General features: G+C 45.4%; 16 protein-coding genes and 2 pseudogenes. 12 read left to right on the top strand and 6 right to left on the bottom strand.

All coding sequences use genetic code 11. The features are described from left to right. Positions 1-51: 51 nt before the first annotated feature. From pcp to FIU95_RS11040, 3 genes are all read right to left on the bottom strand, one after another. Positions 52-720, bottom strand: coding sequence for a pyroglutamyl-peptidase I (gene pcp, locus FIU95_RS11050; protein ID WP_152453822.1), 669 nt, complete (start codon positions 718-720; stop codon positions 52-54). A gap of 96 nt (positions 721-816) precedes the next feature. Then, complete coding sequence (locus tag FIU95_RS11045) at positions 817-1,236, bottom strand: ester cyclase (RefSeq protein ID WP_152453821.1); 420 nt, start codon at positions 1,234-1,236, stop codon at positions 817-819. A gap of 307 nt (positions 1,237-1,543) precedes the next feature. Continuing rightward, positions 1,544-1,999 carry a hypothetical protein gene (locus FIU95_RS11040; protein ID WP_152453820.1) on the bottom strand — a complete coding sequence of 152 codons (456 nt, stop codon included), beginning with the start codon at positions 1,997-1,999 and terminating at the stop codon, positions 1,544-1,546. Between the two features lie 676 nt (positions 2,000-2,675). Between FIU95_RS11040 and tnpA the strand changes: the two genes are divergently transcribed. Next, a complete protein-coding gene (gene tnpA / locus FIU95_RS11035; protein WP_152453819.1) occupies positions 2,676-3,110 on the top strand; it encodes an IS200/IS605 family transposase in 435 nt (144 codons plus the stop codon). Between the two features lie 339 nt (positions 3,111-3,449). Here the strand turns inward: tnpA and FIU95_RS11030 are convergent, their stop codons facing one another. Continuing rightward, entirely contained in the window at positions 3,450-4,058 is a 609-nt protein-coding gene (locus tag FIU95_RS11030; RefSeq protein ID WP_152453818.1) for an OsmC family protein, read from the bottom strand. A gap of 920 nt (positions 4,059-4,978) precedes the next feature. Beyond that, positions 4,979-6,058 carry a 3-deoxy-7-phosphoheptulonate synthase gene (locus tag FIU95_RS11025; protein ID WP_152453817.1) on the bottom strand — a complete coding sequence of 360 codons (1,080 nt, stop codon included), beginning with the start codon at positions 6,056-6,058 and terminating at the stop codon, positions 4,979-4,981. A gap of 471 nt (positions 6,059-6,529) precedes the next feature. Here FIU95_RS11025 and FIU95_RS21730 point away from each other — a divergent pair. The 5 genes and pseudogenes from FIU95_RS21730 (at position 6,530) to FIU95_RS10995 (ending at position 13,005) form a co-directional block, all read left to right on the top strand. Further along, positions 6,530-6,904, top strand: a pseudogene (locus tag FIU95_RS21730) (ketopantoate reductase family protein). Positions 6,905-7,257: 353 nt separating this feature from the next. After that, positions 7,258-7,779 (top strand): HD domain-containing protein, encoded by a 522-nt coding sequence (locus FIU95_RS11010; RefSeq protein ID WP_152453815.1) that lies wholly within the window; start codon positions 7,258-7,260, stop codon positions 7,777-7,779. A 564-nt stretch (positions 7,780-8,343) separates the two neighbouring features. Next, complete coding sequence (locus tag FIU95_RS11005) at positions 8,344-9,510, top strand: acyltransferase (RefSeq protein ID WP_152453814.1); 1,167 nt, start codon at positions 8,344-8,346, stop codon at positions 9,508-9,510. 716 nt (positions 9,511-10,226) lie between these two features. Continuing rightward, the gene (locus FIU95_RS11000) at positions 10,227-11,585 is read left to right on the top strand and encodes a serine hydrolase (RefSeq protein ID WP_152453813.1); all 1,359 of its coding nucleotides are present in this window, start codon (positions 10,227-10,229) and stop codon (positions 11,583-11,585) included. Positions 11,586-11,862: 277 nt separating this feature from the next. Further along, on the top strand, positions 11,863-13,005 hold the full coding sequence (locus FIU95_RS10995; RefSeq protein ID WP_152453812.1) for a serine hydrolase: 1,143 nt from the start codon (positions 11,863-11,865) through the stop codon (positions 13,003-13,005). 306 nt (positions 13,006-13,311) lie between these two features. Here FIU95_RS10995 and FIU95_RS10990 read toward each other — a convergent pair whose 3' ends face one another. Continuing rightward, positions 13,312-14,139, bottom strand: a complete 828-nt coding sequence (locus tag FIU95_RS10990; protein ID WP_152453811.1) for a DUF2306 domain-containing protein — start codon at positions 14,137-14,139, stop codon at positions 13,312-13,314. Positions 14,140-14,329: 190 nt separating this feature from the next. On the opposite strand from FIU95_RS10990, the gene FIU95_RS10985 reads away from it, so the two are divergent. From FIU95_RS10985 to FIU95_RS10955, 6 genes and pseudogenes are all read left to right on the top strand, one after another. Next, the gene (locus FIU95_RS10985; protein WP_253868573.1) at positions 14,330-15,601 is read left to right on the top strand and encodes a sensor histidine kinase; all 1,272 of its coding nucleotides are present in this window, start codon (positions 14,330-14,332) and stop codon (positions 15,599-15,601) included. Next, positions 15,601-16,275 carry a response regulator transcription factor gene (locus tag FIU95_RS10980; RefSeq protein ID WP_216646236.1) on the top strand — a complete coding sequence of 225 codons (675 nt, stop codon included), beginning with the start codon at positions 15,601-15,603 and terminating at the stop codon, positions 16,273-16,275. Before FIU95_RS10985 ends, FIU95_RS10980 begins: the two co-directional genes overlap by 1 nt. Beyond that, entirely contained in the window at positions 16,262-16,714 is a 453-nt protein-coding gene (locus FIU95_RS10975; protein ID WP_152453809.1) for a hypothetical protein, read from the top strand. The genes FIU95_RS10980 and FIU95_RS10975 overlap by 14 nt, the downstream gene beginning before the upstream one ends. 780 nt (positions 16,715-17,494) lie before the next feature. Further along, positions 17,495-18,205 (top strand): annotated as a pseudogene (locus FIU95_RS21460) (DUF4386 domain-containing protein). Positions 18,206-18,342: 137 nt separating this feature from the next. After that, positions 18,343-18,777: a hypothetical protein gene (locus tag FIU95_RS10960; protein ID WP_152453806.1), complete on the top strand. Its 435-nt coding sequence runs from the start codon at positions 18,343-18,345 to the stop codon at positions 18,775-18,777. A 101-nt stretch (positions 18,778-18,878) separates the two neighbouring features. Next, positions 18,879-19,826: an IS30 family transposase gene (locus FIU95_RS10955; RefSeq protein WP_152453805.1), complete on the top strand. Its 948-nt coding sequence runs from the start codon at positions 18,879-18,881 to the stop codon at positions 19,824-19,826. The last annotated feature ends 257 nt before the right edge of the window (positions 19,827-20,083 follow it).

The following is a 20,083-nucleotide window of genomic DNA, read 5'->3' as shown; positions in this document are numbered from 1 at the left end:
GCTCCGCAAGTATTTGGATTTAGAATCGGGATTGGTTGAGATTAAGGCATTTTAAATCTGCGGCTTGGATAAAATGGCTTCATCAATATCCTCAGTGTGCTCCAGTGCGGCTTCAATACCGGCATGCACTCCGAGAGCGGCTGTCTCCCTGGACATGCTGGGGGTGCCAATATTTTCTGCCAACGCCGCTACTTGTGGTAATTGAGGAAGGTGTATCCAGCCTGCGCGAATTTCCAACTGATTGGTAATAATGTGGTGAAGTACTCCATACATCAGGTGATTGCAGCAGAAGGTGGCGGCGGTGTCTGAAATGTCTGTTGGAACACCGGCACTGCGCATCGCTTTCACCATAGCTCGAAGGGGGAGGTTGCTGCGATAAGCAACAGGGCCGTTGGGGATGGTGGGCTCACCCTGCATTTCAACACCCCGGTTATCCTTCAGTTGGTAGCGTGTTGAGTCATTTAAATTTTGTGCGATTCTCTCTACCGTAATGACCGCGCGGCCTGCATATTCACCGAGCATCACCACAATTTGTGGGCGAAGCTCTCCTATTGCAGCGGTCACAACATCAATACTTTCGAAGAAGTTATTTGGTACGAGCAGTCCGTAGATTTCAGCGCTGCCGATACGGGTGCCGTCCAGTACACGCATCACGGATTCGGCCGGGTTGATCGGTGTATGGCCAAAGGGCTCAAATCCAGTAACGAGAACTTTTGTCATGGCAGCTTAATTGTTGGTAGTCATTCGATGAGGTCAGCATCTTACTAAAACCCCGAATTCGCATTCGTTAGATCCGGGGTTTTAGTTTAGTCGGGTTTACTTGATCAGCCCCAGCTCTTCAAGGAAGGAGTATTTATCCCAATCCACCCAACTTTCTACCATCTTTCCACCTTCGTATCGGTCGGTATGGGTGCCTGTCCAGCTGCTGGTTTTATTGGTGGCCTCATATTGCATGAATTTACCTGTGTGAGTAGCCGTGATGCGCCAACGGGTACATACATAATCACCTTCTGCAACTTGCAGTAAAATCTCCATTTTCACATCGGAGAAGCTATTGTGAAATTCCTTCACTAAATCTTGCCACTCTTCTAGCGTATCTGTTGAAGTGCCGCCAGAGGCATCTGGCATTTGGTGATTTTTGTAATTGGCAGATAAATAATCAGAGGCTTCATGTGGGGTGTTGTCCCCCCATAGCTCGAGTAACTTTTTAGATGTCGCTTTATGGTTGGCGGACATAGTGCTCTCCAGTTTTATGGTCGGCAAGATTTGGGTTCTCAGGCAGGGCAAGCATAGTGTAAAGAAAGAATGAGTAGAGAAAGAAAATGAAGAGAGTGAAAACTGCCTGATAGGGTCGGAAAGAAACAAACCTTTGTTCCGGCTAGTACTGCTGAGAATAAGGTGACATTTCTATTTCAGGGCCTTGGAAAGATAATGAAATAATGAGATATATTTCGGGCATCCGGTATAAACAGGAAAGGGGCCTTGCGGCCCCTTCGAGTTTCTCAAGAAACTCTGTCAATGCGTCATCAGTTGTCTAACTTTGTTAGCGATAATTACTGATGCACTGGTTATATTCGCGGATATAAACCTTACCACCGTTCGCATGGTTGGCATTAGCCTTGTCTGCCGCGAAATTCATACAACCTTCAATCTGGTCGCGAGTTAGGCCGTAGTTACGAGGCATAGTACCGCGCCAATAGTAGTTAGGCGAACTGCGCCAATAGTAGCTAGGCGTGCCACGTGAATAATAACGGGGGCGAGAATCGCGCCAATACATGCTTCTCGGTTGCTCATACTGACGGATACGGGTGGGCGGATTTACCGGGTAAAAATAACGGCCCTGCTCATTAAAGGCATAGAAGGTGTTACCACTTTGATAGTAAGTCTTACCAAGTATTTGCACCGGTGAAGAGCCAGCTGGCAACTGAGAAAGTCGCTCTTGGGCTACACCGTATCCCGCAAGAGAGAACAACAAGATCATTGAAAATAAATATCGCATAACATTTCTCCTTCTCCCAACTTGGCAACAAGTCTACTCAAATGTGTGTTGTGTCCCAATGTGGTCTATTGGAAGTTTCGGTTGCTTCACCATAGGTTTTAAAGACTTCAACGAAATAAAGAAAAATAAACCAATAGTAAAATTTTCTGTTATTTTTAAAGGGTGCAAAACCTGCTCTAGTTAAAGGCATTCTTTTGGAATTTAAATTCCAGCTGGAAGCTTAGGTAATAACAACAGATTTGTATGGGTTTCGTGTTGGCTGCTCGCTAGAAAGTTGATCGTACCCACCGTCTTGATCTTGTTGGTATGAGGTTTCGCTTGGGGAGCCATTGCACTCCATGGGTTGTGTTATTGATTGCTTTTTGGGAATTACTGCTTCGTTCAGTGTTACTCTGGCTTTTCTCGGGACCTTAAAGAGTTTGTGGGGGGGCTGAGAAAGGGCCAGTGAGAAAGGGCTAGATTGAAGGGCAATATCCGGTAGTCGAGTTTTTGAGGGTTTGAAGATTAACTGGTACTTTCACTACTCATTATTCGGTCCTATCTTCTTTAGTGTGATGTAGAAACCCACGTCCTAAGGACGTGGTTATGAGTAATTGGCTTTGCCCATTACGAATGGGGCGGCCCATGTTACACCTAGGTTCGAGTTGTCCCCACAGTTCGAATAAAAGGAAATAACATGAGCCGTTTTGAAAAGTTAACGCATGTGCTTTGGCATTGCCAATATCATATCGTTTGGGTTCCAAAGTACCGTTACAGGGTACTAAAAGGTCCTATTGCAAATGAAGTTCACAACTGCATTCAAGTCTACTGCAGTCAGTTGCGATGCAGTGTCGTGGAGCTGAATGTTCAGGTAGATCATGTGCATCTGCTGGTTAAGGTGCCACCGAAGATCTCAATTTCTAGGCTTCTAGGAGTAGTAAAAGGGAAAACCGCATTGAGGGTCTTTACGCGTTTCCCTTACCTTAGGAAGAAGCCATATTGGGGTAATCACTTTTGGGCGAAAGGTTACTGTGTAGATACAGTTGGAGTTGATGCAGACATGATACGGAAGTATGTAAAGTATCAGGAGAAAATTGAGCAGCGTCAATCTCAGTTAGATTTACGCGGATGATTCTACTTTGGGATGACTCCCAGTTAGCCTTCTAGGAAGGCTGACTCAATAGCCCCCTTTTAGGGGGCAGAGGGTAAATCCGCATTCTAAGAATGCGGATTTTTAGTTGCAAAATTTGATGTTTAAGAGCCTGGAGTCACGATCAATGGGGGCAGGCATATTGATGAAGGTGGTTTCAAAGCTTTCTTGAGCTATGATCCTACCCATAAACAACGGACACACAAAACCCCTTCTCTGCTTTTAATCTGATATTAAAAGAAAGGGCTACAGTTTTAAGAGTTTGCTCTGGAAATCATCGTATTTAAAGTGTGCACTCGTGGGTTAGATGGATGGTGTTATTCACTCAAAGGTTATAGCCTTGCTGTTAAGGTAGAGGGAGGTAGTGACTGGTGTGGCATTAGCTACCGTTTGTAGTGACATACAGGCTTGCCGACAGCAGTGGGCAAACTCCACAAGTTTTTCCTCGGTCTCATCGCTTTCGATCATCAGGTGAATTTCTACTCGTTCTCCCTTGCCGAATACCTTCTCGGCTTCAATTCCACCAAAATTTAAGGTGGTTGAAAATTCAGTCTTTTGCTCGAGTTTTACTTTCTTCAGATGAATGCCAGATAGCTGTGCCAGCATTTCTACGTGAGACATCATGCAAAGCGCTAGCCCAGCAGAAAAATACATAATTGGAGATGGGGCGCTCCCACGGCCTCCAACCGCAGTTCCCTCATCACATATTAGCTCCCAGGTTCCTCCATTGGGTACATTGGAAAAAATGGTAGCTTTCTTCAGGTGATGACCCTGGGGCATTTGCTCCACATTGATATGGGCATGAAATTTTAACAATTCCCCTTGCTTCACCTTATCCAGATGGGGTGGGGGAAATGTGGCCTGCTCAGCATCTTCACTGAGCTTGCGGACGATGGTTGTTGAGGACATGTCCCACTCTATGGGTTCCATAATAGGCACCTCGCAACAATGAATAATTTTGCCTTGAGAGAGCTAAATCTCATGACAGCTAATAAAATCGTTGCTAGTTTAAGAGTTTATGAAATGGGTCCCCAATTCTAGGAAAAGAATCAAGATATTTTGTTGGCGGTGATTCAGGTGGGTTTTTGCAAGAAATTGAGCAGTATTTACGGGCTGATTTTAGGCTAACAATGGCAGCCCTGTTCTATGTTCTAGTACATCTAGATAATTTTTTGCCTCTCCTCGACTGTGAAAAGCCCTTACCATAATGCCCTCATTAGATTTCGCGTATTTGAAGACAAGAACTACCTGATAGCTGGTTTCGCTTCTCCTGTTCTCTTTCTAATGGCGGGAGTAAGAGATTATTTTAAATCCCTTGAAAATTTTGAGAGATTTTTTTTTAGTCCAGCTGTACCAGAGGATCCGGTTTTTAGATATATATTGTTTACTATCTAAATCAATGTAGTGACTCTTTTTAAAAGAGAATGTGATTACGGCGAGCAGGCAGAGTACGGCTGTGGCGGCCCAGGCGAAGATGGAGCCAGTGTCCAAGGCGAAGCTAAGGCTCACAAACAGCCAAATCAGTACAAAACCACCCAGTATGTAAGTAATTATTCTATTAGACTGCAGTTCCATTTTATTGCTTCTATCCTAAAAGCTTTCTGGGTACGCCGGGCATACACAGAATTTTTATCCATAATGAATGGAAAAAATGGGAAGATCTCTCCCTAAGGGCTTTTGCGAAGGTGAGAATACTCTCACCGCGCTCCTTTGTCAGCCTCTCGGTGAGTTTTAGATGGGTTATAGAGGCCAGGTGCGGTTTGTGGATATTTGGTTGGGGGTTACAGCAATTGCTAGGAATAAAATTCTGCCAAAAAAGAAGAATGGGGGTTATTAACCCCCGTAGAAGATCAAACTTGGGCTGTTCGACCCTGAAGAGGTTCACGCAACTGCTCCGCCATCCCCAGTAAGAGAGACTCCGTGGTTTCCCAATCGATACACTTGTCGGTAACTGAGACACCGTATTCCAGATCATCCAGATTGGCGGGAATCTTTTGGTTACCGGCTTTCAGGTTACTCTCCACCATAATGCCAATAATTGATTGGTTGCCATCAAGAATCTGGTGGGTCACATTATCTACCACCAGGGGCTGTAGTTCGTGGTTTTTATTGGAGTTGGCGTGGCTGCAGTCGACCATGATATTGGGGGTAATTCCGGCGCTACGCAGCTCCTGTTCACACATAGCGACACTGACCGAATCGTAATTTGGCTTGTCATTACCCCCACGCAGCACCACGTGGCCATAAGAGTTGCCGGAAGTGTGAATAATGGCCACCTGGCCGCGCTTGTTGATACCCAGGAATCGGTGGGGATTAGCGACAGATTGCAAGGCATTAATCGCCACTTCCAATCCGCCATCGGTACCATTCTTAAAGCCTACGGCAGAGGAAAGGCCGCTGGCCATTTCACGGTGTGTCTGGGATTCGGTGGTGCGAGCGCCAATGGCAGACCAGGAGATCAGGTCTTGCAGGTACTGGGGAGAGATTGGGTCCAGCGCTTCGGTAGCAGTGGGTAGCCCCAGCTCGGCGACATCTAAAAGTAGCTTGCGGCCGATATGCAGGCCTTCCTCAATCTTGAAGGAATCATTCAAGTGGGGATCGTTGATCAGGCCCTTCCAGCCAACTGTGGTGCGCGGCTTCTCAAAATAGACTCGCATTACTATCAGCAGGGTATCGGAAACCTTGTCAGCCACCGCTTTCAAGCGCTTGGCATAATCCATTGCGGCGTCCACATCGTGAACGGAGCAAGGTCCGATAACCACCATCAAGCGGTGGTCTTTGCGATCGAGGATATCACGCACGGCGCTGCGCCCTTTGGCGACAGTCTCTTCGGCGGCATCGCTAATGGGGAGCTCTGCTTTCAGCATCTCCGGGCTGATCAGGACTTCCTGGGAGACGACATTCAGGTCGTCGAACTGCTGTGTAGTCATAGCGTCTTCTGATTACTCTGTTCCTTAGTGCCGCTCTGCACCTGCAGGCGGATGACTTATCCTACTGTGCTGCAAAGAATAGGGCGAGGGTTTCATTTGCAACCAAATAATAGGTCTGATTTTGGGGTGCACATTTGTATTTTTCCCATGACAGTTTGGCACTTCAGGGACGTTTAGAGGAAGTTGCTTAGGAGAGTTTTGGCGTGGAAGAAGTGATGATTTGGAGCTTCATCAGTTGAGTTCAATCTTGCCCATGAGCACTGAATCATTGATAGGTGATCAATGTGGCTCCCTTTCAGAGTTGTTCATGTTCAAAGGGGCCAGCTTTTGATGAGCCACTCATTATGTGAGCAGCTCAGTTTTACAGAGATAGGAATAGCAATCCAAGTAACCACCTTGATACATCTAATGTCAACCGCCTAGATAACTTAACTAAGGGGAAAAATTTAGTCTGTTGTAGTGGCCCACTAAATTTGGGAGAAGTTTTTGTTCATCTGTGCGGTGAACGGAATGACAGCGCTCACACGGTTGCCTGCAGGCACACTTTTAGCCTGCCAAGCCTCTCGCGAGCTCTTCGTTGATATCATGCGTTAGGTTTCTGTCTTAGCTCGGCAAAGTGGAATAGAGCTTTCGGAGTATACGGTTGAGCGTACACTTAGGCATATGGAGAAGAAGTTGCCTCCTGGAGTGCTCAATAAGGCTCCTGGTTCGATGTATTTCGATATAGTATCTGGAAGGCGCCTGGAGCTTGAGCCCCTAAATGGTGCTGTTGTGCGAAGAGGGAAGCTGCTGAAGGTAGCAACACCGGTTAACAGTTTTGTCTACGTCGGATGCAGTGGTGTTTGATAAAAATACAATCAGGAATTTTATGGGTTAACGGTTTGGGGTAGCCGACAACTTCCGTTTAGCTAGTTACCTCCAGTGTGGTCATGTAGTGACCTTGCTCGCTCTCCCCATTGCAACCCTGTCTCAATGGTCTCGCATATCCGGAATCTCCTGGAGCTACCGAATCAGTATGGTGTCATCATCGAATACGGTTGTCATAGTAATAATGTTACCCTGAGGAACCTGTGACTATATACCTCACCTAGAAGAGGGCTTCAGCCTGGACTACCAATAGTTGATGGCAGGTAAACAAAAGGAAGGCATTCGCAGGGAATCCAAGTAAAGGCACGCTCCAACAACTAGAGGGCTAGGTTCTGAAAACTAGAGAAGAAGCGTTTCAGCTACTAGATCATCTGAATGCACCTCAGCATCTTATTAATCATGTAGCACTGGTTGGTGAGGCGGCCGATCTCCTGATCGAAAAGTTTATGGAAATGAAAGTGAACCTCGATCCAGACTTTGTCCGTATTGGTGTAGTAATACATGATATTGGGAAAATTACACATACCAATGAAATGTATGGCCCAGGATCACAACATGAACCTGAAGGTGAAAGGATATTACTCTCGAGAGGTTTTGCACCAGCAATTGCGCGATGCTGTCTTTCTCATGCTCGTTGGAGTGATATGGAATGGACGATAGAAGAGCTAACGATTGCGCTCTCAGACAAATTGTGGAAAGGTAAGCGCGTAGAAGAGCTTGAGCTGCAATTGATTGATCGAATATCTCATACCTTAGGCGCAGATCGTTGGGATGTATTCCCAGAGCTTGATCTCTGCTTTGAGGCTATTGCGAGTGAAGGCCATAATCGGTTAGAGAGAAGTGCGGCTAATTGAAGCGAAGAATTACTAAACTATGTACGGACAATAAATTGTACGCTCTTCCTATATTGGCCAGCTTTTCAACCCGATAGATCACTAAAAAGAGTTAAAGCGCTCTCGTTCAATGGTTCGTCATGTAATTTAATTTATTTATCATTAGGCTCTGATATGGTAATGGCAAAAAAGTATAATGTTTGTGATTTTTTGGATGAAGTGGTAGATAAGTTAAACAATAAGCATAAGAAAATGTAACCCGAACTTACTGGCAGGCATGGTTTGAATTTATTCACTGTATCAGCGAAGCTAGGTTGATCGAGGGCATCATTAAAATCTGAGAAGAAACATGCTCTTTATAGCAGCTATTGTATTGTTTAGACTTGTTTTTATGCTAAAAGTAACTCCAGTACCAAATCACGTACCAGCTTTAAATTTAGAATATTACCCAGAAGAGTAGGTTGATATTATCTATGGATAAATTGGTCAGTTTTCTTGGTCTGTGGTGATTTACTGGTGACGCATGCAGGAATGATAATATATAAAGCCTAAGTTTTTAAATCTGAGTTTTATCAAGAGTATGAAATGAATAATAATAGAATTTCAGAGTTGGACTGGTTAAGAGTCATATTGATCCTGGCGGTATTTCTTCATCATGTATTAATGCCATTTAACGGAGATGGATGGCATATCATGAATGCACAGTCTAGCAAGCTGCTTGATGATATCATGGTATATTTCGAGCAGTTTAGGCTGCCAATACTATTTTTTATTGCTGGTGTCGGAAGTGTGTTGCTACTTCGCAAGGTTCATCCATATCAATTTTTACATGATAAATTTCTTAGATTGTTTGTTCCGCTACTCATCGGGGTGTTGATTGTTGTTCCTCCTCAGGGTTACATTGAGGACATTGCCAAATATGATTCATTTTTACAGGCATTCCCTAAGCTAGCACTTAAGTTTGATTCAAATCATCTTTGGTTTATTGAGTACTTGGTCGTCTTTTCCTTGCTAGCCGTACCGTTTCATTTGTTTTTAGAGTCGCAATGGGCAAGCTCACTTAAAGAATTTTTGGAGTGGTTATCAGATACATCCTGTGGTCTATTTGGGTTAGTTTTGGTATTAATTATACTCAGAGTGGGCCTGAAATTATATTTTCCTGATAATGGTCATGGTATAGATAACCTATCTTCCTCCTTGTTTTATTTATTTTTCTTTGCTGCAGGTATGATTTGCATACAATCCCAGAAGGTCTGGCTATCGCTGGAAAAGTACCGACGAAAAAACTTTACGTGGTTGCTGGTCAGCTCATTTATTTTCTATGGTTATTACTATTCGCCAGACTTAAGCGAGTATCTATCATTGCAAACTCGTTGGTCGATTTGGTGGTTTGTGTGCTGTTTGGTCGCTTGGTCAGCGCTATTGACCCTTTTGGGGTATGCTCAGCGCCACCTAACAACTACTCCTAAATGGCTAAAATTAAGCAATGAATTAATTTTTCCTTTTTATATTTTCCACCAAACAGTCATCGTGGTGGTTGGTTACCATGTCATTAGCTTGCCCATCTCTTTGACCTATAAAGCTATGATATTAGCTATTAGTGCTTTTTTTATAACCGCAGCCATATGTTTGCTAGTTATTTATCCATTTAATTTAACACGTAGATTCTTCGGGCTTAAGCCTAGAAGGAGTAACGTCAGTGATGGTATTGCTTACAATAAAGCTGTTCGCCGGCCTGCCAGGGAAACGTAATATGAGTATGAGAATTACAGCTTCTCCCCTGTAAGACGTGGTAATCATAAGGAGCAGATGAGGGCTTAACGAGCATCACTAAATTTATGAGGAGACCGGTCAGGTAGTAATTCATAGGGGCTGCTTTGGGGGAGGGTACCTATCTCTAATCGATAGCCTTTCACGTCTAATGTTGTAGGTAAGCGTCTGTTTTATTTTTTGGATGTCACTGGTTCTGAGAGTTAGCACTAGCATGTCAAATTCCTACCGATGACAAAGCTGTGGGTGGCTCTGCGATAAGAGGCTTTCTGGAGGAGTGTGGTGATCCCGTAAACTATAGATGTACATAGATGTCACAAATCAGAGAGGGAACCATCAAGAAAAAATATTGCACGATTAATTGAACTGCGAATGTTCACCTGCCATGAATGTCGATTTACTCTATAAAAGAGCATCTCATTACATCTAATACAAATCTTCAGTCTAGAAGCCGCCAGGTAAGGCTATGGTGCCAATTTATATTTTTAAGGCAAGCTTAGGCTACTCATTATCCCACTCTATCTTTACTGATTTGGAAGCTAACCCCTTTAAGTTGATAGTGTTGAACAAGGCAGGTGCTATGATGTCAATAGTTCGAAAAAAAACGAATAATTTGCGAGCCATGATTCAAGTCAATGTTATAATCGATTGTCGAGATACTTATTTGTCTAGCTTTGTTTCAAAAGGAAAGGGGTAAAATGAAAAGATTAATGCTTGGTACATTTTTGTTGCTGTTAAATTTAAATGTATCTTTTGCGGGTGTGATGGAGAGTGAACAGAAACGTTACAAAGAGATTTTAGTAGAAAATATTGAAGCTGATGAGCCTGGCGTTGCTGTTATTGTCAGTAAAAAAGGTAAAGTGCTTTTTCAAGGGGCCCATGGCCTCGCAAATCTAGAGCACAATATACCACTAACACCTAATAGTGTATTTCGTCTGGGCTCTATCACTAAACAGTTTACTGCAGCGGCAATAATGATGCTGCAGGAACAGGATAAGCTTTCGCTAACGGATAATATTCATAAATATATACCTGACTTTCCAACTGAAGGAAACGACGTAACCATTGAGCATCTCTTAACTCATACTTCTGGTATTGCTAATTACACTGAAGATGAGGAAATTTTTGCTAAAGAAATACAGGTTCCAACAACTATCGATGATATGTTGGTTCGCTTTGCTAAACACCCAATGCAGTTCAAAACGGGTGAAGAAATGCGCTACTCGAACACCGGGTATATTCTGCTGGGAAAAATTATTGAGGTTGTCAGTGGGCAATCATATGCTGATTTCATTGAGGAAAATATTTTTAAAAAATTAGGTATGCAATCGAGCTATTACGCTAGCTCTAAAATCATCCCCAATAGAGCAAATGGTTATGATTTGACGCCGAATGGTGTTGTTAATGCGATGTATATAGATATGATGTGGCCTCATGCAGCGGGAGCCCTTTTATCTACCGTGAGTGATTTGAATATTTGGTTTAGTGCTTTGCGGGAAGGTGGTTTGATATCTAAAAAAAGCTATAAAATGATGACTGAACCGTTTAAATTAAATGATGGTTCAATATCAAACTATGGTTACGGGCTGGGTGTCAGCAAGTTTAACAAGTATGACATTATTGCACATAGTGGTGGTATACCTGGTTTTGTTACTGATGCTTTTTATGCTCCATCGGAAGATTTATATGTCGCTGTTTTAAGTAATTTGAGTAGCCGCAATCCTAGCTTTATCAGCAAGCTACTGGCAGCCGAAGCGCTTGACATACCCGTACCTAAATTTGAACCCGTCCCACTTGATGAAAGTAAGGTCAAGGGTTTTATGGGTAGTTATAAAGTGGATGCAGGCTCTGTGCGGACTTTGTCGCTAGAAAATGGAAAAGTCTTTTCACAAAGAAATGATGGGCCAAAATTTGAAATCACTCCGATGTCAGAGAATAGTTTTTATTTTGAAGGCACTTTGACTTACATGGTCATTGAGAATGGTGAAGGGGGCGAGCAGATCATGAATTTCTATAGTGATCTTGCCTTAGAGCCTCAGAAAGCGATAAAAATATAACTAGAACTTATCTCCTCCCTGTCTGTAGGGGCAGGGTGGATGTCATTTTTTTCAAAATAGAAATCCTTACTTCTTCTCAAGCCTTGGGTTGCCATTTTCTGGTAGGGGACCTTGGTAAGTGATGCTTGTAGTCGGATTGGGGCGGGCGCGAGGGCGATGGGTTCAAATAGAAAGTAGGGGGTTAGGTACTTAGAGATTGGGAATTCAAAATATAAAATATATTGATGTTCAATCAGCCTTCATTGCGTAAGCTAGCTATACACTTTGAGATTTAACAATGAACATAAAAGTTTTACTTTCAATCGCTATTTTGGCTCTTTATTCGATTAATAACTTTGCCTCTGAAGGAAGTCCCGTACAGACGGTAGAGAAAATTTTGGAAGACGCAGTTGACGAAAAAAGAAGACTTTCAGATTTGGTCGGCCTTGGTGCCATAGTTATTCAGGATGGTAAGGTCGTTGGCCTTTCCGTCAGTGGTGAGCGTAAGAAAGGCAGTGATTCGTTTGTTAGCCTAGATGACAAGTGGCATATCGGTTCTATTACGAAATCTTTCACTGCCACAATGATTGCTCGTCTGATTGAAAGAGGCGATTTAGACTGGGGTACTTCTATTGAAGATGTGTTTCCAGATGAAAGTAAAATTAACTTAGAATGGAAAAGTGTAACTTTAAGAGATTTGCTCACTCATACATCTGGAGTTGCACGCGATTTCTCACCCTTTATTTTTTTTAAAAATCCTGAAGCGGGTGCTGCTAGAATGAAAGCGAGAGAAACCGCTGTAAAAAATGTACTTGCCAAAAAGCCTGAAACGACACCTGGTCATACTTTTATGTATTCAAATATTGGATATACGATTGCTGGGGTAATGGCTGAAAAGAAGACAGGAATTCCGTGGGAAAATTTAATCATGCAAGAGGTTTTTGCTCCCTTGGGGATCAAGAGTGGGGGTTTTGGAGTGCCAAATGATTCAGAAGATAAGTTGGATCAGCCATGGGGGCATAAAAATATTCTTGGCTTTAAAATAAGCACGAAACAAGATAATTCACCAATTCTTGGGCCTGCTGGTACCATTCATATCTCTCTCTATGATTTGGCTTTATATGCCAGTGAACACCTTAAAGGGTTGAAAGGGCGAGGTACGATTCTGGAGAAAGAATCCTTTCATCGTTTACATTCTCCCAACCTTAATAACTATGCCTATGGGTGGGTAATTGGGTCGCCTAAAGGCTTAGATATTGGTAATGTTCATTGGCATAACGGTTCAAATGGCACGTGGTATTCATTACTTGCAATTTTTCCAGACACTAATTCTTTGATAGTTATTACCTCCAATGATGGAAAATTTCAGTCCGCCCAGCAGGCTTCTTGGGAAATAATCAAGCGTTTGGCCGAGCCGTTGGCAGTTTCACATAACATGTGACAGTGGAGCTGGTTGGTAAAGTGGGGATGAGGCGCTGGGTGCAGAATAGTGAAAGGCGAGCGGTTGGCTCACCAGAGTTGAGGGTTCACTTCAATGTGATAAATATATTTCACCTTTAAGTATCCATACCCATTTAGCTAGCTGTCTCCTAGTATTTTTTAATCCTTTGTTTCAGATAAGATTTTTTGTTGTTTACACTTTTATTTGGTGGGTATCCAGAATCATAGCGGCTGTAGAATTCCACTAATCGTAGAGCTCTACAGCCAAATCATCAGAAAAATTTCAGGATAATCTGGCCGAGCAGCCTTAGATCCGTGGCAACCACAGGCCCATCGTAGCGGCAAAAATACCAATGGCCATAAACACAGTCAGAGGTATCAGGGTACTGACAAAAGCAATTTGGGTACCCTGTCCGGCTCCACGCTTTTGACAGTGAAAATACCACTCCAGCATGGCCAGCGGGAGCAGGTATTGACCGAAGCCCAGGGCATATAGGAACGGCCCGGTAAAAGATTTCCATTCGATTCCCCAGCCGCCGGTGAGCATTGCCCAGCCCATCAGAGCCACACGAAAGAACCACACTGCACTGGCAGCCAAAAAAAGGCGCATGGCCCAGCGGCGGTGCTCGGCAATGCGCTTGGTCATCGCGGTGCGCACTGCCAAAAAGGCAAAAACCAGAATCAGTATACCGTCCATGGTGATGCTGATTTGCGATACCAGATTACCAAAGGTGTGCCGCGTCCAGGTCATGTACATCCCAGCAACACTTGTGATAACGGCCGCTAGCAGATAGCTGCGCCCCAGCCAGCGATGGAATCTGGGGGCATACCGCCGCACCGAGGGGATCAGTTGCAGGGGCCCGCCGCCAATCACAATCACGGCCAATAACACGTGACTAACCGAAGCCAGGTTGCCCAGGGTATCCCCCTCGCGGAAGCCCGTCGGCAGGTGCAGACCCTTTAAGCCGTACAATCCAGACTCGGCGATGGGGGGGTAAAATACGGCCAGGATATAGGTAAGGAAGATCGCATGGCCAATGGCGGCGACATAAAACCAGGTTTTTACTGACAGGTTAACGGCCCGCCGGGCATTTAATGGCCGCAGCAGTGTTTGGCTGAGTACAGCGTCGTTCATGGGGCTTCTCCAGGCGATGATGGTCCGTGTTAGGTCTGAGTGTGCTTGCCGAGCATGTTCGACTTTTTCAGACCTACGCACATCGGCCACAGGCAGGAATCGGACCTCCCCCAAAAGGTGGAGATGTTCCTGCTCCCGCCTCCCCTGAAAGTCCAATGACAGCTGTTTGCACCTGGTTTAGCATGCGGAAATGAAAACCTCGTCCCTAAGTACACCTACGTCGAATCCGCCCAACGCCAGCCTGGAATTACCCAAGCTTCCTGTATGGCAGCCCTTTCGCGGGCCCTTCGAGCGCTGGCCGCACCTGACCGACCTGCTCATTGCTCTGCTCATGTTCTTGCTGACGCTGCTGTTGTGGTCGCGCGGCGGTTCGCGTGAGGTGTTGGCCCTGCAGAACCTGTGGGATGTCATTGCTTTCCAGTGTGCGTTCATCGGCTCCTTCGCTCTGTTGTGGCGTCGCACACACCCCTGGCAGGTACAGGCCGTTATTCTCGGCGCAACAATATTGCTGGAGCTGGGTTTACCGGCGGATGGCATCGTTGCCATGGCGGTTTCGCTGTATAGCCTTGGCCGCTACGAGGCCAATACCCGGGCCAGCTTTATTGTGGCCATCGCAACTCTGGTATTTGTGGCGTTTGACAAGGGGATTCCGGTTCAGCCAACGGCGGCAGGCACGGTAACGGTGATGCTGGTATGGGCGTTGTGGTATATCGGTCGCCGGCTGCGTTTTCGCGGCGAATATCTCCGCTTGCTGGAAGAGAGGGCTAAATATTTAGAGCGCGAACGCAATGCCGAATCCGAGCGCGCGGTAGTGGCCGAGCGCACTCGAATCGCCCGCGAGATGCATGATGTGGTGGCGCACCAGGTGAGCCTTATGACTGTACAGGCTGGTGCCGCCAGGGCCATCAGCCGCAATAACCCGCAAGCCGCCAGTGAGGCCATGGCTTCTGTGGAGGCTGCAGGCCGTCAGGCCATGACAGAAATGCGCCATTTGCTCGGCGTACTGCGCCCCACCAGTGACGACACTGCACTCACCCCGCAACCGGACCTCAATGATTTGCCAGCTCTGATTGAAAAGGTCCGGCAAGTGTTAACCGAGGTCGACTACGAAACCCACGGCACGCTGAAGAATGTACCGACTAGCATCGCGCTCGCCACCTATCGCATCGTTCAGGAATCCCTCACTAATGTCATAAAGCATGTTGGTGCCGCAGCGCGGGTGGAAGTGAATGTACGCGCAGAGCATGGCTCTCTTACGGTTCATGTGCGCGATGACGGCAACACCACTGGTGAGCGGCCCATGGTGGAAACAACTAGTGACGAGCAGCCCGGCGGTGGACACGGCATTGCAGGCATGCGCGAGCGCGCGGAGCTACTCGGTGGCTATCTGTATGCGGGTGCGGTCGATAGTGGTGGTTTTGAGGTATATGCACAACTACCTACAGGAATGGTGAAAAGATAATGTTGCGAGTGATGGTGGTGGACGACCAGGCTTTGGTGCGACGCGGCTTTGCCCTAATCTTGGATAACGAGCCCGATATTGAAGTGGTCGCAGAGGCCGGTACCGGCATCGAGGCAGTTGAAGCCGCACGAGCGCATCAACCGGATATCATCCTGATGGATATCCGCATGCCGGAGATGGACGGGCTGGAAGCCACAGCGCGTATCCTGGAAGCTAGTGATGCAACTTGCCGCGTTATTATTTTGACCACGTTCGATCCCGATGAATATGTGTTTCGCGCGCTGCGAGCTGGAGCCAGTGGCTTTGTGCTTAAGGATATTCCCCCTGAGGCACTGGTACAGGCAGTACGCACCGTAGCAGAGGGCGGTGCCATGCTTGCACCGGGCATCACTCAACGCCTGATCAGCCAGTTCGCACAGAAATTGGGGGCAGGGCGCAACTTGTCAGAACGCCTGGAGCGCCTCACTACTCGCGAGCGTGAAGTACTGGAGGCCATCGCCGCCGGCAAGAGTAATGCCGAGATTGCCGAAGCCCTGTTTATTGGACCCGCCACCGTGAAAACCCACGTTTCCAGCTTGCTTTCCAAACTCGGGCTGCGTGATCGCGCACAGGCGGTCGTGTTCGCTTACGAATGTGGTCTGGCCACTGTGGGGGAGCGCGATGTCGGATTCTAGATCAACACGCGTTTCGCAACGCAACGCACTGTATCGTCTTGCAGCCATCAGCGCAGTAATTCTGGGGCTGTTCCTCACCCTCGGAGCCCAGGGCCACCTTGTTGCAATCTGGCCAATGGTAACCAGCGAAGGAACGGATTTATCCCACGGTTTGCTACTGATGTTGCCTAGCATGATGCTCGCTGGCGCAGCGGTGTTAAACCTCCTGCTATGTAAACCACTCTGGCAAGAACGTGGCTACGCGCTCAACGTTACACTTGCAAGTAATCTGCTTACTATGAGCTACTTGTTCTACCTGATGATACGCGGCGTACCTAACCACCCTATTGGTGTTTTCCTCGCGCTGGAGATGTCGTTTGTATTACTGCTCGTAGTAACAAGGGCGGGACTGGTCTGGCCTGCGGTAACAGAAGCGCCGGTTGAGAAGGGCATGCAGTAATGTATGCGCTCGGGGACTGTACCAGCTACCCGATGTCTTAAACCTCAAGGTTGTTTTTTAACTTGCTAGTTTCTTTTTTCGAAGTCAGACAAATAGATTTCTCTTTGTACCTTTGAGGTCCTAACCAGGTCGTACTTTTCGAAAAACAACTTCCCCCATCACAATGATTTTTCTCACCATCAAGACTTCTAAAGTGAAATGTCTGTACGCTAGTACTATCGAGATGTTTCTTTGAATATGTTTAGCAATTAAAGGGAGCTTCTTGAAATTCAGCAATTTTGGTGTGATCGGACCGATGAGCTTTGGAATTAGGGAGAAGCGTGATATATAGATGTTGCTTATAAATTAACTATTATTACTTATAGTGTTTGATAATTGGGAAGCAGCTTATGTTTCACTTATTTGATCAAGCTCAGTGGCTGTATGAAAAACGTACTGCGAATTGCCCTCACTGTGGAGCTGCACATGAGGAGCGCAGATTTGATTGCCATGTTTGCCATACTGATTTCAGCTGCGAAGAAATTGAAAGAATGGACGAGCAACGAATAATGAATTTCAGACGTTCCGCAATTTATGGATTAATATTTTTTCCTATATTTATTGCTTCCTTGGTTTTGTTTCTAAGAAATTAACGATAGCTTGTGATAACAACTTGCTTAAATTCGTTCCGAGCACATAAATTGCACCTCTATTGAGCCGCCTAAATGCGTCCAGGCAGTTGTTTAGCAGAGCGTTGGGCATTTTAGTTGCATGTGACCTTTAAAGGATAATTACTAACTAATGGAAAATACACAATCATCACTTAGCCTATATGCTAAGCACTTAGGTGCTGCATACTTGATTTATATCATTTTAGGGATGCTCAACTCGCTTCTTTTTAAGAAGGGAATCTATGATTTTGGGGCTTTTGCTGAGACAGAGGTGAGGTTCAGGTTTGCTCAGACTATAGATATAGTCATGTTTATCGCCGTTATTTGGGCATCTTGGGCACAGTATTTGGTTACAAAAACAATAAACAAAAATATTGCCTTTTTAGCACTGCTTTTTAGATTTGGAGAGGGGCTTCTCGGCTTTGTCGCAACAATTATCACATTGACAGTGTTGGTAGTTTTAAGAAATCAAGAGTACTCAAATGTATTCCAAGAGGAGCAGCTGCATGCATTAGCAAGTGTATTTGTGTAAATGAGTGGTTCGATGTGGGATGTGCTTTTAATTATAATGGGTATAGGCGCGACTATTTTCATGTATTTATTTTATGTTTCAAAGTACGTGCCTAGGTGGTTGGTTCTTTGGGGTGCTTTCACATATATGTCGATGGTGGTTTATGGGTTTTCAAACATTTTGTTAATCGACCCGCCCCAAGTTTTAAAACACTTCATGCTTCCAGGCGCTTTTTTTGAAATCACATTTGGCCTGTGGTTATTAATCAAAGGGGTTAATATCAAACCTAATTCAATCGATGTTCCAGGGTTATACAAAGGTAATGCTTAAGAAGGCATTACTGCAAGACCGCCAAAGCTGTGGAGCTTTGGCGGTCGCTGCGATTATAATGCAAAATTTACACAGCTCGGCGGCGGCTGAATGCGGTGTTATGTCCATTGCGATTCAGGAATAAAAAGGAATTAATCATGAACAAACTGTGTACCTTTACTCTTTTTCTAATTCTCGGCATTTCTGTTAGTGCTGGGGCGAAAACTACTTCTTCAATTAATCTTGAAAGTTTAGTTAAGGCCGTAAATGAAGCACAAAATAAAGCAATACTTGCGACTGCATCTATCAATGATTTAGACAAATTGTTTGATATGTATACGGATAATTTCGTCTATGTGCATGAAGTTTATGGTGGAACCTACACAAGAAAAGAGCTCTACGGCAATGCCGCTAAATATATTACTACCAAACACTACAAGCTTACTGAAGGTAGATATAAAGTGTTGAGGATTTTACCTGGATTTGGTGCCGCAGCTGTAGAGAGACTTGAGGTTGCTAGCGGGAATATTCATCTATCAGTTTTTGAATTTGAAGGTAATAAGGTTTCTAAGATCATTGAGTATTGGGAATGATGGTGCCTAGATTCCCATAACAACCGACACACTTGGCAATAGCGAGAGAGGTCAGCTGGCTGTAGGCTAGTAAGCTTCCACACAAACAAGCCAGGAACCTCATGGGAACCCGTACCAGCCAGCTGACCTTGAAAGAACGATACCAGATTGAGGTCCTTAATGGGCAGAACTATTCAGCCCGAGCCATTGGACTACGCCTCAATAGATCCAATAAGACCATCTCTCGTGAGCTTGGTCGTTACAGCCCTTACTGTGCCGAGAGTGCCCACCGTCAGGCACTGCAACGACGGCACGGAGCTATTAAACATACCAAGCTCGACTTTGCCATGCAGGTACAAATCGACCACCAGCTAAAAAATGCAAGTCCTGAACAAATCGCTGGGCGAATGCAGCTTGAGAGGTGTGCGAAAACGGTTAGTTGTTCAACAATTTACCGCTGGGCCAGTCGACTTAACTGGAGGTCACGTCTGCCAAGGAAAGCCAAACCTTATCAGAAACGGGCAGGTTCCGAGGCAGGCGTAAAGCTTATTCCAGAGCGCATAGATATTGATCAAAGACCTGCGATTGTCGATGAAAACACTGAGATCGGTCACTGGGAAGGCGATACAGTTTATGGTCAAGATGGCTATCTGGTGACACTGGTTGAACGAGTTTCCAAATTATTGCTCACTCGCAGAGTCCCAAATAAGAGCAAGAAAACAGTGAGTCGGGCGATCAAGCAGATGTTGAAGCCATATCAGGCCATCTGTAAAACGATCACCTTCGATAATGGAGGAGAATTTGCAGGTCATCAATCGATTGCGCAGAAGCTAGGATGCAGAATATATTTTGCGAAACCTTACCACTCCTGGGAGCGTGGGCTGAACGAAAACACTAATGGTCTCTTGAGGCGCTTCTTCCCGAAAGGAGTGGAAATAGGCAAGATACCAAAAAGCCGTATTGATGATGCAGTGTTTCGAATCAATACTCGCCCCAGGAAGGTGTTAAATTACTTGAGCCCACTGGAATTTTTGGTGGGTAAACGTGTGTCACTTATGTTGGCAATCTAGGCTTTTCGGTATACATAAAGGTCTCTTTACGACGGGTTGAGCAGGATTTGGGCGTTCGAGCGCACCTCTTTTCTTGATTGCTTCTCACTTCCAGTAAAGCAACTAGGACGCTTGTTCTAGTTTGAGGGCTTTCGCTGGATTGGTGCTTTATGGTCAACCTATTTGCTTCCTAGTGGTATTCAAGCCGTGGGTGGGTATTCCTTGGTGGGGGGAGTTTGGTAAGTAATACTCTTCGGGTGGGGAATGGCCGCGGTGAT

The organism is Microbulbifer sp. THAF38 (assembly GCF_009363535.1).
Taxonomy (GTDB): domain Bacteria; phylum Pseudomonadota; class Gammaproteobacteria; order Pseudomonadales; family Cellvibrionaceae; genus Microbulbifer.
This window is presented reverse-complemented; position numbering and strand designations above follow the sequence as displayed.

Bases quoted from the DNA above. Each gene is read 5' to 3' on its own strand.
- FIU95_RS10980 (WP_216646236.1), top strand. From the start codon at position 15,601: ATGTTGCGAGTGATGGTGGTGGACGACCAGGCTTTGGTGCGACGCGGC.
- FIU95_RS11025 (WP_152453817.1), bottom strand. From the start codon at position 6,058: ATGACTACACAGCAGTTCGACGACCTGAATGTCGTCTCCCAGGAAGTC.
- FIU95_RS11045 (WP_152453821.1), bottom strand. From the start codon at position 1,236: ATGTCCGCCAACCATAAAGCGACATCTAAAAAGTTACTCGAGCTATGG.
- FIU95_RS10990 (WP_152453811.1), bottom strand. From the start codon at position 14,139: ATGAACGACGCTGTACTCAGCCAAACACTGCTGCGGCCATTAAATGCC.
- FIU95_RS10985 (WP_253868573.1), top strand. From the start codon at position 14,330: ATGAAAACCTCGTCCCTAAGTACACCTACGTCGAATCCGCCCAACGCC.
- tnpA (WP_152453819.1), top strand. From the start codon at position 2,676: ATGAGCCGTTTTGAAAAGTTAACGCATGTGCTTTGGCATTGCCAATAT.
- FIU95_RS11000 (WP_152453813.1), top strand. From the start codon at position 10,227: ATGAAAAGATTAATGCTTGGTACATTTTTGTTGCTGTTAAATTTAAAT.
- FIU95_RS10995 (WP_152453812.1), top strand. From the start codon at position 11,863: ATGAACATAAAAGTTTTACTTTCAATCGCTATTTTGGCTCTTTATTCG.
- FIU95_RS10960 (WP_152453806.1), top strand. From the start codon at position 18,343: ATGAACAAACTGTGTACCTTTACTCTTTTTCTAATTCTCGGCATTTCT.
- FIU95_RS11040 (WP_152453820.1), bottom strand. From the start codon at position 1,999: ATGCGATATTTATTTTCAATGATCTTGTTGTTCTCTCTTGCGGGATAC.
- FIU95_RS11030 (WP_152453818.1), bottom strand. From the start codon at position 4,058: ATGGAACCCATAGAGTGGGACATGTCCTCAACAACCATCGTCCGCAAG.
- FIU95_RS10955 (WP_152453805.1), top strand. From the start codon at position 18,879: ATGGGAACCCGTACCAGCCAGCTGACCTTGAAAGAACGATACCAGATT.
- FIU95_RS10975 (WP_152453809.1), top strand. From the start codon at position 16,262: ATGTCGGATTCTAGATCAACACGCGTTTCGCAACGCAACGCACTGTAT.
- pcp (WP_152453822.1), bottom strand. From the start codon at position 720: ATGACAAAAGTTCTCGTTACTGGATTTGAGCCCTTTGGCCATACACCG.
- FIU95_RS11005 (WP_152453814.1), top strand. From the start codon at position 8,344: ATGAATAATAATAGAATTTCAGAGTTGGACTGGTTAAGAGTCATATTG.